The 12,010-nt window shown below is 72.2% G+C and carries 10 protein-coding genes; 5 read left to right on the top strand and 5 right to left on the bottom strand.

Annotated elements, in window-relative coordinates:
• Positions 1-7: 7 nt before the first annotated feature.
• Entirely contained in the window at positions 8-613 is a 606-nt protein-coding gene (locus EV385_RS04065; RefSeq protein WP_130513063.1) for a hypothetical protein, read from the bottom strand.
• A gap of 173 nt (positions 614-786) precedes the next feature.
• Here EV385_RS04065 and EV385_RS04060 point away from each other — a divergent pair, with 173 nt between their 5' ends.
• The 3 genes from EV385_RS04060 (at position 787) to EV385_RS04050 (ending at position 3,651) form a co-directional block, all read left to right on the top strand.
• The gene (locus tag EV385_RS04060; protein ID WP_242624687.1) at positions 787-2,151 is read left to right on the top strand and encodes a cation:proton antiporter; all 1,365 of its coding nucleotides are present in this window, start codon (positions 787-789) and stop codon (positions 2,149-2,151) included.
• Between the two features lie 32 nt (positions 2,152-2,183).
• Positions 2,184-2,786, top strand: coding sequence for a ribonuclease FAU-1 family protein (locus tag EV385_RS04055; RefSeq protein ID WP_130508228.1), 603 nt, complete (start codon positions 2,184-2,186; stop codon positions 2,784-2,786).
• A gap of 97 nt (positions 2,787-2,883) precedes the next feature.
• Positions 2,884-3,651, top strand: a complete 768-nt coding sequence (locus tag EV385_RS04050; RefSeq protein WP_130508227.1) for an alpha/beta hydrolase — start codon at positions 2,884-2,886, stop codon at positions 3,649-3,651.
• A 4-nt stretch (positions 3,652-3,655) separates the two neighbouring features.
• On the opposite strand, the gene EV385_RS04045 is transcribed toward EV385_RS04050, so the two are convergent.
• From EV385_RS04045 to EV385_RS04030, 4 genes are all read right to left on the bottom strand, one after another.
• The gene (locus EV385_RS04045) at positions 3,656-5,194 is read right to left on the bottom strand and encodes a GAF domain-containing protein (RefSeq protein WP_423203016.1); all 1,539 of its coding nucleotides are present in this window, start codon (positions 5,192-5,194) and stop codon (positions 3,656-3,658) included.
• Between the two features lie 85 nt (positions 5,195-5,279).
• On the bottom strand, positions 5,280-6,185 hold the full coding sequence (locus tag EV385_RS04040) for a proteasome assembly chaperone family protein (protein ID WP_130508226.1): 906 nt from the start codon (positions 6,183-6,185) through the stop codon (positions 5,280-5,282).
• A gap of 153 nt (positions 6,186-6,338) precedes the next feature.
• Positions 6,339-7,952: a methyl-accepting chemotaxis protein gene (locus tag EV385_RS04035; RefSeq protein WP_130508225.1), complete on the bottom strand. Its 1,614-nt coding sequence runs from the start codon at positions 7,950-7,952 to the stop codon at positions 6,339-6,341.
• A gap of 117 nt (positions 7,953-8,069) precedes the next feature.
• Positions 8,070-10,433, bottom strand: coding sequence for a putative bifunctional diguanylate cyclase/phosphodiesterase (locus EV385_RS04030; RefSeq protein WP_130508224.1), 2,364 nt, complete (start codon positions 10,431-10,433; stop codon positions 8,070-8,072).
• Positions 10,434-10,639: 206 nt separating this feature from the next.
• On the opposite strand from EV385_RS04030, the gene EV385_RS04025 reads away from it, so the two are divergent.
• Together EV385_RS04025 and EV385_RS04020 are read left to right on the top strand one after the other, a co-directional pair.
• Entirely contained in the window at positions 10,640-11,344 is a 705-nt protein-coding gene (locus EV385_RS04025) for an EcsC family protein (RefSeq protein ID WP_130513061.1), read from the top strand.
• 79 nt (positions 11,345-11,423) lie between these two features.
• Entirely contained in the window at positions 11,424-12,002 is a 579-nt protein-coding gene (locus EV385_RS04020; RefSeq protein ID WP_165449382.1) for a hypothetical protein, read from the top strand.
• Positions 12,003-12,010 lie beyond the last annotated feature (8 nt).

Raw genomic sequence — 12,010 nt, 5'->3', positions numbered from 1 at the left:
GGACGGTTCAGGCCGCGACGGCCGTCCAGATGGCGGAGAACGCGGCGGCCTCCCCGGCCAGCCAGCGCTCGACGTCGGCGGTGCGGGCGGCCGGGTCGAGGCGGTGGACCGCCCCCCGGCGCAGGTCGACCAGCACGGGCTCCGCCTCCGGCAGGATCTGATCCATGTGCCGCGCCATCAGGTGCAGCGTCGCGGTGACCGCCTCGGCGGAGGGCGGATCCTCGTCGAAATGCAGGCGTACCGCCTCGCGGCGGCCGTCGGCGAAACGTAGTCCGAAGTGCGGATTGATCTTGACAGCAAGCGGGCCGACCGAGGCGAGGGCATCACGGGTCTGGGCCAGGCTGACATCGCCGGGGTCGCCCAGCGAGTGCAGGTAGGTCGCGGCGCCCGCGCTGACCACCTCGTAGAGCGGGCGCCACCGAGGCTTCACCAGGTCGGTCACCCCGGCCAGGTAACTGCCTCCGGTGTGGAACGCGACGTCGGCCTTGAGGGCCTTGACGAGCTGGCCGTGCGGGTTGAACCCCGACCGGCGCTCGCGCTGGCGGCGCAGCCCGCCGACGAACTGGGCCTTGGCGGGGCCGTTGCGAGCCACGTAGCGGGTGAAGCCGAGCATGGTCGTGTAGGGCGGAAGCGTGAGGACGGACGAGTGCGGACGGGACGCCGCCGAGGGCGGCACAACGGGCGTGGTCACGTGATCTCCCCGCAGGTCAGGAGCCGTTTTCGTACATACATTCTAATCGACGGGTACGACATTCCCAACCGCCCGGCGGGGGTGCCGTCACGGTGGTGAGCTCCCTGGCCGACGTGGTCGCGCCCCTGCCCTCGGGCGAGCTGCTGCTGTTCCTGTTGCAGGTCGCGCTGCTGCTGGCGCTGGCGCTGCTGCTGGGCGCGCTCGCGGCCCGGCTCCGCCTGCCCCGGGTGGTCGGCGAACTGCTGGCCGGCGTCCTCGCCGGACCCTCGGTCCTGGGCCACCTGGCTCCCGCGGTCTCCGCCTGGCTGCTGCCGCGCCATCCGGAGCAGGTGCACCTGCTGGACGCCGTGGCGCAGCTGGGGGTGCTGCTGCTCGTCGGGCTGACCGGCATGGAGCTGGACCGGCAGCTGATCCGCCGGCGCGGCGGCGCCGCCGCGCGGGTGAGCGTGGCCGGGCTCCTGATCCCGCTCGCGTTGGGCGTGGGCACCGGCTACCTGCTGCCGACGGCGTATCTCGGCGGCACGGACCGGACCGTCTTCGCGCTCTTCCTCGGCGTTGCGATGTGCGTCAGCGCGATCCCGGTCATCGCCAAGACGCTGACCGACCTGAACCTGCAGCATCGCGACGTCGGGCAGCTCGCGCTCATCGCCGCCGCGGTGGACGACACCGTCGGCTGGTTCCTGCTGTCGGTGGTGGCGGCCATGGCCACCACGGGGATCAGCCCGGGCCTGGTGGCGCTGTCCGTGCTCTCGGTGGCGGGATTCGCCGCCGCGGCGGCCGTGGTCGGGCAGCCGGCCGTACGTTGCGTGATGCGGTTGGCGGCCCGCTCGCCCGGGCCCGGCCCGTCGGTGGCGACCGCCGTGGTGGTCGTGCTGCTGGCCGGCGCGGCATCGCACGCGCTCGGCATGGAGCCGGTGCTGGGCGCCTTCGTGGCGGGCCTGCTCGTGCTGCGGGCGGGCATGGCCGACCCGGCGCGGCTGGCTCCGCTGCGCGTGGTCGTCCACTCGGTGCTCGCGCCGCTGTTCCTGGTCATGGCCGGCTTCCGCATGGACCTGACCGCGTTGGCCCGGCCCGGTGTGCTGCTGATGGCGGCCGTCGTCATCGCGGTGGCGATCGTCGGCAAGTTCGCCGGCGCCTACCTCGGGGCACGGACGAGCCGGCTGGGGCACTGGGAGGGTGTCGCGCTCGGGGCGGCGATGAATTCGCGCGGGGTGGTGGAGGTGGTCGTGGCCATGACCGGCCTGCGGCTCGGCGTGCTGAACACCACCACCTACACGGTCGTGGTCCTGGTCGCGCTCGTCACCTCGGTGATGGCGGGGCCGATGCTGCGGTGGTCGATGGCGCGGGTGCGGGAGGGCGCCGAGGAGCGGCTCCGCCGCGCCGTACATGACGCCTGGCGCGGACCGGTCGTGCGCGCGGCGGAGCCGGGACGACCTCCGGCGCCTGAGGTCGCGGGCTGATGGTCCAGGTCAAGATCGGCTAGGCTGCGCCGATGTCGTTCGAGCCTGGCCAGGTCATCACTCGCCGTTACCGGCGCGCCGCCCGATACACCTGGGTCCAGCCGATGCGGGTGATCAGCGACGACGAGACCGGGCTGCTGCTCTGGCACCCGGCCGGCAGCGACTTCGCCCGGCTCATCGACGCCGACGGCAACACCCAGCACGAGCTGCCGGTCGACCAGATGCGCGATCCGAAGCTGGTCGTGCGCGCGTGGCAGGACTACGACATCCTGGTGCTGATGCCGCCGGGCGCGTCCCACTCGGTCTGGTGGTTCTTCCGGAACGGCGAGTTCGACTCCTGGTACGTCAACCTCGAGGACCCGTACGTCCGGATGCCCGACGGGGTGGACACCGCCGACCTGGTCCTCGACATCGTCGTGGATCCGCAGCGGCGGTGGGAGTGGAAGGACGTCGAGGAGTTCGACCTGCGGATCGGCAATCCGCTGTACTTCGACGCCGACCAGGCGGCTGACATCCGTGCCGAGGGTGAGCGGGTCGTCAAGCTGATCGAGGCGGGAGACTTCCCGTTCGACGGCACACACACCGGCTTCCGCCCGGAGCCGGGTTGGCCGGAGCTCCGCCTCCCCAAAGCTTGATGAGTTCGGGTTAGCTCCTGGCCAGACGTCATCACGATCTCGCGGGAACGCGGGCCCCGACCTGCGTGCGCGGCCGGGCATGGCAGAGACTGGCCAGATGGCCGTGATCCGTTGTGACTTCTTCTCCGACGTACTGGAACTCGGCACCTCGATGACGGTGCTGCTGCCGCAGTCACCGAGCAGCCAGATCGGCCTGGCGGGTCACGGCGGCGACGCGGCGCCACCCGTGCTGTACCTGCTGCACGGCCTCAGCGACGACGACACCGCCTGGACCCGGTACACCTCCATCGAACGGTACGCGGCCGCCCGCGGGCTCGCGGTCGTCATGCCACAGGTGCACCGCAGCTTCTACACCGACGAAGCGCACGGCGGGCGCTTCTGGACGTTCCTGTCCGAGGAACTGCCCGCCGTCGTGTCGGGGTTCTTCCGGGTCTCCACCCAGCGGGCGGACACGTTCGTCGCCGGTCTGTCGATGGGCGGGTACGGCGCGTTCAAGTGGGCGTTGCGCCAGCCCGAGCGGTTCGCGGCCGCGGCCAGCCTCTCCGGCGCGCTCGATGTCGCGTCCATCTACCGGCAGCCGTACACGCACGAGGTGGCGGCCCGGGTCTTCGGGGACCACCCGGTCGCGGGCACGGACGACGATCTGCTGCACCTGCTGTCCTGCGCCGATCCCGCGCGGCTGCCGCGGCTGATGCTGCGGTGCGGCACCGAGGACCATCTGGTCGAGCAGAACCACCGGTTCGTGGCCGCGTGCCGCGAGCGTGCCGTGCCGCTGGAGGCGGAGTTCGGGCCGGGCGCGCACGAGTGGTCGTACTGGGACGCGCAGATTCAGGCCGTGCTGGACTGGCTGCCGGTCGGGCGGTAGCCCGCTAGTGCAACCGGTTCGCCATCATGGCCTGTTCCTCCAGCACCTCGTTGATCCGGGCCTGCACGGCGTCCATCTGACCGATCGTCTCGCTGGTGGTCAGGATGCCGGAGGACACGGTCTTCGCGCTCTGCTGAATGCCGGTGACCTGGTCGGCGACCCGCTGGGTCGCCTCGGCGGTCTCCCGGGCCAGGTCCTTGACCTCGCCCGCGACCACCGCGAAACCGCGCCCCACCTCTCCGGCGCGGGCCGCCTCGATGGTGGCGTTGAGGGCCAGCAGGTTCGTCTGGTCCGCGATCGATGAAATGATCTTGATGACGTCGCCGATCGCCGTGGACGCCCGGCCCAGCGCCTCGACCTCCTGGGTCATCGCGGACGCGCGGCTCACGGCCTCCTGCGCCACCCGGGTGGCGTCGTCGCTGGCGGCGCGGAGCCGGGAGACCGTGTCGAGCAGGGCACTGGCGTTGTCCGCCGCCTGCTCGGTGCCGCGGACGATGTCGAGTCGCTGGGAGACCAGTTGCTCCACGTTGCGCAGCGCGGACGCCCGCGACTCCGACAGGTCGACCGGCTCGGTGGTGAAGAAGTCCATCGTGCCGATGATCCGGCCGTGCCGGTGGATCGGCAGGCAGACCCCGGAGCGGACCCCGGCCCGCTGGGCCGCCGGTGCCCGCACGCAGTCCGTCAGGTCGGCCAGGTCGCGCACGAACACCAGGTCATCGGTACGCCACGCCCGGCCGGACAGGCCCACCCCTTCGGCGAACGTGGCGGCGAGCGTGACCTTGCGGAACTCCTCCCCGGCCGTGCCGGACTCGAACCGGAACCGCAGCACCTGGTCGGTCTCGTCGATCTCCCAGTAGGAGCCGTAGGCCCAGCCGAAGGCGCTGCGGACGCTGTCGAGGGCGGTGCGCAGCGCCGTCGCCGAGTCGTTGACCTCGCCCAGGGCGCTGACCACGTTGGTCACCGCGTAGCGGTCGCTGGCGGCCTGGCGCAGTTCGGCGTTCGCCAGCGCGGCCTGGCGGGCCTGCTCGGCGATGCGGGCGATGGCGGACCACTTTTCGGTACGGGGGCCGTCGACGTTGAGCAGTTCGGGCGAGTAGTACTCGAACACCGCAATGGCCTCGTTGTCGTGCAGCACCGGGGTGACCACCGCGGAGCGCATGCCGACCTGGGCAGCGGCCTGGCAGCGCAGGCAGTCGACGTACCCCTCGAGGTTGTCGACGTAGTGCGGCTGCCGCGTCCGGTGCGCCCGCCCGACCAGGCCCGCGTCCGCCGGCATGGCGTGCGCGGCGATGGCGGCCTGCAGTTCGGCCGCGATGGCGCCCTGCTCGTACTCCAGGGTGACCGTGCCGCGGCCGTCCGAGAGCCAGACGGCACCGTAGGCGAAGTCCTGGGCCTCGACCGTACTGTCGACAGTGATCCGCCAGGTCGACGCCTCGTCGGTCGCCTGGTCGAGATCGAGGATGAGCTTTTCGAGGTTTTCGACGTCGCGGGGGATGCGCATGGGTCGCGCCTGGTCGGCCGTGGTGGACCGGAATACGCTCACGGCCGCTCCTGTGGGTGGGTCCGGCGATGATCCCCATCATCCGGCAGCGCCCGCCCCGTTGGTGCGGCTTTGGTCCAGTTCGGCGCTATTCGCCGTCGCGGGACTGCTCGGCGAGGAAGCGCTCCAGCTCCGCCCCCAGCTCGTCGGCCGTGGGCAGTGACTCACCCGAGCCGGCCAGCAGGTTGCCGGCGCGGCCCCGCACGAACGCGTCGTACTGCTGTTCCAACGCGGCGACCAGGCGACTGGCCTGCTCGTCCTCGCCGACCTGCTTGTCGATCTCCTCGCGGACCAGGGCGGCCGCGTCGCGCAGCTGCCCGGTCGGCAGCGCGAGCCCCGTGCCGGCCGCCACCGAGTCCAGCAGCAGCTCCGCCGCCGCCGGATAGGTGGTCTGCGCGAGGTAGTGCGGGACGTGCGCGGCGTAGCCCATGGCGTCGTGCCCGGCCGCGCCGAGGCGGAACTCCAGCAGGTTGCCGACGCTGGCCGGCACCTGCACCCGCTGCAGCCACGACTCGTGGTCGCCGAGCAGCCGCTGATCCGTGGCGTGCGCGGTCACCCCGACCGGCCGCGTGTGCGGCACGGCCATCGGGATGGCGTTGAGGCCGACCGTGAGCCGGACCCCGAGGCGCTCCACGAGGTCGGTCACGGCGGTGATGAAGCGTTCCCACTGCAGGTCCGGCTCCGGGCCGGCCAACAGCAGGAACGGGGTGCCGAGCCGGTCGCGCAGCAGGTGCAGGGCCAGGCTGGGCTGCTCGTAGCTCTCCCAGTGATCCTCGACGAAGACCATGGTGGGGCGGCGCGAGCGGTAGTCGAGCAACTGGTCCACGTCGAAGGTGGCGACCACCTTGCCGTCGAGCTGCTCCAGCAGGTGTTCGCGGGTCAGTTGGATCGCGCTGCCGGCATCGACGAACCCGGTGAGCGCCTGGACCAGCACCGGACTGTCGAGGCCGGGCAGGTCGTCTGCCAACTCGTAGAGACCCTGTGGGTCGAGCACGCTGCTGACCTCCTCATGACGCGCCGGGCGACGAATATGGGGAGCAACGCCGCCGCCCGCGCGTTCATTCCTGCCACCGGTCGCGGCAGGCTCGCGATCCCGATCCTGCCGCACGGGCGCCTACCCGAGGTGGGCGGGCGCCCGCGGCGTCGGTCACACCCGGAACTGCTCCACCAGCCGGTTCAGGTCACCGGCGAGGCGGGACAGCTCCTCGGCGGTCCGGTTGGCCTCGCCCGCCCCGGACGTGGTGCTCTGGGCGTCCCCGGCGACCCCGGTGATCGTCTCGGTGATGGCCGCGGCCCCGGCCGCCGCCCCCGCCACGTTGCGACCGATCTCGCTGGTCGTGGCGGTCTGCTCCTCCACGGCGGACGCGATCGTGTCCGAGTACGTGTTGATCCGCTCGATCACGTCGGCGATCTCGCCGATCGCGCTGACCGCCGCACCGGTGTCGGTCTGGATCGCCTGGATTCGGCTCGAGATCTCCTCGGTGGCCTTGGCCGTCTCCTGCGCGAGGTCCTTGACCTCGGAGGCGACCACGGCGAAGCCCTTGCCCGCCTCGCCGGCCCGGGCCGCCTCGATGGTGGCGTTCAGCGCCAGCAGGTTCGTCTGCTCCGCGATCGAGGTGATCACCTTGACGATGTCGCCGACCTCCGACGAGGAGACGCCGAGCTTGGCCATCGTGGTGTTCGCGGCCTTCGCCACCTGCACCGCGTCGCGGGCGATGCCGGCCGCGTCGGTGGCGCTGCCGGCGATCTCGCGGATCGACGCGGTCATCTCCTCGGCGGCCACCGCGACCGTGTCCACGTTGGTCGAGACCTCCACGGCCGCCGCCGACACCTGCTCGGCGCGGGAACTGGTGTGCCCCGCGTTGGACGCCATCTGTGCGCTGATCGCGGCCATCTGCTCCGCCGTACCGGCCAGGCTCTGGCTGCTGCCGCTGATCTGGGCGATCGTCGCGCGCAGCGTCTGGGTGGCGCGGTCCAGTTCGGCGCCCATCAGGCCCACCTCGTCGCGGCTGTCCACGTCGGCGGTCCTGGTCAGGTCCCCGTCCGCGAGGGCGCGGATCACCTGCGACAGGCGGCGGACCCGGGTGACCAGGCCACGCGCCACCAGCACGCCGAAGATCGCCGCCAGGCCGAGCCCGACCACCAGCACCGAGATCGTCACCGTCCGGGCGGTGGCGTACCGCGACCGGGCGTGTGCCGCGTCCGCGCTGGCCTGCGCGCTCTCCCCGGCGATCAGATCGGTCAGGTAGGCAGTGGCCGTGGCCGCGGCCGGCGCGAGGACGTTGTCGCCGATCTGTTCCACGTCGGGTGCGGCGAGCCGGCGGCTGGCGGGGACGAACTGCTTGTCCCGTACGGTGCGGTACTCCTGCCAGGCGGCGACCAGCCGGTCGAGGTGCCGGGGGTTCACCGTGACCTTGCGGTACGCGGCCACGTCCCGGTCGAACGCCGCGTCGATCTTCTTGATCTCCTGCTCGTACCGGGTCTTGGCCGAGGGGGAGGAGGTGAGCCCGTGGTTGAACACCGCGGTGCGGGTGGCACTGATGTCCACCGCGATCTGGTCGAGCTGCTGGGTGGGCACGACGCTGCCGGTGTACAGGCCGTCGGCGGTCCGGCTGAGCCCGGCCATCTGCACGATGGCGAAGGCGCCGACACCCGCACCGACCAGCGACAGCACCGTGACGATCAACAGGATCTTGGTGTACATCGGCAGGTTGCGGATCCAGCGGGTCGCCCCGCCGGCCTTGAATGCGTGGGAAGTCAACTCTGGACCCTGTCCTAGGCGGCGATTGTTGTCTGATCAATCGGCCGTCTTGACCTTGGTGTGAACCTCACGTGATCCGCATCATGGCCGCCGCCGTCCGGGACCCCGGACCGCGGCTCAGCGCGTCGTCAGCGTCGCCTGCGCCAGCATGCTCTCCGTCAGCCGGTCGCCGAGCTGCTGGGCCGACAGCGGACGGGAGAAGTGGTAGCCCTGGGCGAAGCGGTACCCGAGCCGGTGCAGCGTGTCCGCCTGCTCGGCGGTCTCCACACCCTCGGCGATCGCCTGCAGGTGCAGACCGTTGGTGATCTGGATCATCGCGGTGGCGATGACCGCCTCCTCCGAGCGCCCGCCGATGCCGTCCACGAACGACTTGTCCACCTTGAGGGTGTCCGCCGGACAGGTACGCAGCAGGCCGAGCGAGGAGTGGCCCGTGCCGAAGTCGTCGAGCGCGACCTTCACGCCGAGGGTCACGAGCATCTGCAGGGCGTCCAGCGCCACGCCGCCGTCGAAGACCGCGGTCTCGGTGACCTCGACGACCAGCCGCTCCGGGTCGAAGCCGGACTCGGCCAGCGCGTCGCGGACCGTCTCGGCGTAGCCGGGCTCGCGCAGCTGCCGCGCGGAGACGTTGACGCCGATCTCGTGCGGTGCGTCGTCACCGAACTGCTGGACCCAGGCCATCGCCTGGCGCAGCGCGGTACGCAGGATCCAGTCGCCCAGCGGCACGATCAGGCCGGTGCGCTCGGCGATCGGGATGAACTTGTCCGGCCCGACGAACCCACGGGTGGGACTGGTCCAGCGCACGAGCGTCTCGACGCCGGTCCACTTGCCGTCGGGCAGCCGCACGATCGGCTGGTAGACCAGCGAAAACTCGCCGCGGTCCAGGGCCTGGCGCAGCTCGGCGCCCAGCTGCGCGTCGGCGGCCTGGTGCTGCTCGAGTTCGGCGTCGTACACGGCGTGGCGGCCCTTGCCGCGCTCCTTGGCCGCGTACATGGCGAGGTCGGCGCGGCGCAGCAGCTCCTGCGGGCTGGCGTCGGGCCACGCCTCGGCCAGGCCGACGCTGGCGCGTACGAGCAGGTCGTAGCCGAGCGCGTGCACGGGACGGCTCAGGGCCTCGGTGATGCGGGCCAGCACCTCGGTGGCCTCGTCGCCGCGCAGGCCGTGCAGCAGCAGGCCGAACTCGTCGCCGCCGAGGCGGGCGACCACGTCCTCCGCCCGTACGCATTCGCGCAGTCGCTGGGCCACCACGACGAGCATCGCGTCACCGACCGCGTGGCCGAGCCGGTCGTTGATCGCCTTGAAGTCGTCCAGGTCGATGAGCGCCAGGCTCAGCGTGGAGTCTTCGGCGCCCCAGGCGGCCACCGCGGCGAGCGCGTCCCGGGTGTGCTGCTCGAACAGCGCCCGGTTGGCCAGGTCGGTGAGGCCGTCGTGGGTGGCCCGGTGGGTCAGCTGGTGCTGGTACTGGTTGAGCTGCACCAGGTTGGCGTCGAGCCGGCGCAGCAGGCGGCCGTTCTCGCGCAGCGCGTTGACCTGGCGGAACACGACCAGGGCGGTGAGGCAGACCGCCGCCAGCGCGACCACGAGCGCACCGTCCCCGACCGCGTTGCTGATCACCAGCAGCAGGCCGTCGGTCGCGGCGACCGCCAGGTACGGCAGCACGCCGAAGCGGCGGCGGGGGCGCTCGACGGGCGCCACGCCCGCGGCGCGCCGCTGCCGGTCGGCGGCGAACGCCAGGAACAGCAGGGTGGCGGGCGTGAACATCTGCGAGCCGCGCAGGCCCGGCGGCAGGTCGACGAAGAGGGGGAACAGGCCGGCGCCGAAGGCGCCCACCGCGGTCGCGCCGGCCAGCAGCCGGACCGTGATCCGGTCCAGGCCACCTAGGTCGCTCATGGCCAGCTTGCCGACGGCGGCCACGCCGACGAGGGCGAGTGTGGCCAGCACGATGACGGGCAGGGCGTCGCTGCCGGCCAGGGAGGCGCTGACCGCGTGCCGGGTCAGGTACCAGGCGAACAGACCCACCGTCACCATGACCGTGAGGGCGTCGCCCGCGAACCGCAGCAGCCGCTCCCGGCGCTCGTGCCGGATCACCGGCAGCTTCAGCATCGCCCACAGCAGGACGGCCATCGACAGGCAGTACAGGATCGTGGTGGGCAGGTCGTGCTGTGCGCCGGAGCCGTTCGGGTGGGCCGCGGCCTGCCGCACGTCGCCGCTGGCACCGAGGCCGATCAGTACGGCCGCCAGCGCCTGCAGGCGCCAGAAGCGGCGGCCGACGGCGTCCCGTCCCGGACCGGTGGCGGTGCGCCAGCACACCACGGCGGCGGCCACGGCGGTGCCGATGGACGGCACCCAGTTCCAGAACAGGGGGGTCCACGGCCCGGCGAGGTTGCCCAGGAACAGCGTGATCGAGACGACGACCATGGCGCCGGCCATGACGAGCGCGGGAGTCGGCCTCAGCCGCTCCACCTGCTGTCCTTCGACCGTCATGCCTTGTCGCCTTCCGGTGTCCGCCCAGGGCACCCGCGTGCCCCTCGGCCTGGCTTATCGGTCGCCCGCCCAATGGTCTGAGCAGAACGCGTCAGGGCTGGTCAGCGCGATGATCGGGTGCGGTACGCGTGCACGTGCATCTGCACGGCACAATTGGGGGAGGATCCCTTCCTTCTCCCCTCCGGAGCGATCTGGTGAGCGACCGCATGCAGTCCCCGCCCGAGACGACCGCCCCGCCCGCCGACGACCGGTCCGGTCCGCGACCGGAGAGCGCCGGGCCGCCCGGCACGCTGTGGGCCCGGATGAAGGCCGACCCCGAGTACGCCCCGGAGCACCTCGCGCTGGAGGCCGTGCGCCGCCTGGGGCCGCAGGCCCGCGCGTGGGCGGCGCGTACCCGGGCCGAGCGGCCGGACGCCGGCCCGGACGCCGTGGCGCAGCTCGCCATCCGGCGCTTCACCCACCAGGCCCGGCTCTCCGGTGCGATCTCCGGCGCCGTCGGGTTGCCCGGTGCCGTCGTGGACGTCGGCGTGCTGGCCTGGACGCAGGCGCGGATGGTGCTGCACGTCGCGGCGGCGTACGGCCTCGATCCGACCCATCCCGCCCGGGCCACCGATCTGCTGGTGTTGCAGCGGGTGCACCGGATCGCCGAGTCGGCCCGGCTGGCGCTCGGGGTGGCCGCCGGCCGGGAACGGGCCAGCCGGATCTTCGAGGGGGTGACCGACCGGCCGCTGACCGGCGCGATCCTGCGGCTCGGGGCGAAGCTGGCCCAGATGACGGGCATCAAGGCGACCAAGCGGATGTTTGCCAAGATCATCCCCGGGGCCGGTGTGATCCTGGGTACCTGGGCGAACTCGACGGCCACCACCCAGCTCGCGCGCCGGGCCCGCGATCACTATCGCCAAGATCACTAAAGTGGCCGGTGCCGCGTCCGATCTGAACCGGGTAACAGTCCGATCGGCGGGAGGCGCCGTGCGACCCAGGAGTTGGGCGGTGCTGCCGTTGGCAGTCGCCCTTCTGGCCGGCTGCGGCAGCGCGTCAAGCCTGCTGACGCCGAGCGCGGGCGTGCCCTCCACCAGCCCGCCGTCCGGCGGTCCGCCGTGGATCGTGGTGGCGCAGGGCAAGCCCACGCCGTCGCCGACGCCGAGCTACCGCGCCCCGGCGCCCAGCCCCGTCGCGACCGGCTTCCTGCCGTTGCCCTCCGCGACCCCGGTGCCCACCAACGGCCAGACCTGCGAGCCGCGGACCTACGACTTCTCCCGGATCGACGCCCTGGACGTCACGACCGGGACCACCGACGCCGTGGCCACCTGGTACAACATCGGCGGCTACAACCTGGTCGAGTTCCGGCTCACCGCGATCAGCCAGGACCTCAGGGTCGGCAGACAGCGCGACTACGGCTTCGTGACGATCCAGCCCGCGTCGCCCTGCGGCAAGATGACCGGCCGCATCACCGGCCTCACACCCAAGACGGGGTACGTGTTCTCCATCGACGCCGTGGTCCAGCGGCGCAGCGGCGACGGCACCCACGCGGCGACCGTCTACCGCTCACCCCCCATCCGCACCAAGTAGGGCAACCG

Origin of the sequence: Krasilnikovia cinnamomea (assembly GCF_004217545.1) — a bacterium.
GTDB lineage: Bacteria > Actinomycetota > Actinomycetes > Mycobacteriales > Micromonosporaceae > Actinoplanes > Actinoplanes cinnamomeus.
Note: the sequence above shows the minus strand (reverse complement) of the source record. Positions and strands in the feature narration are given on the sequence as shown.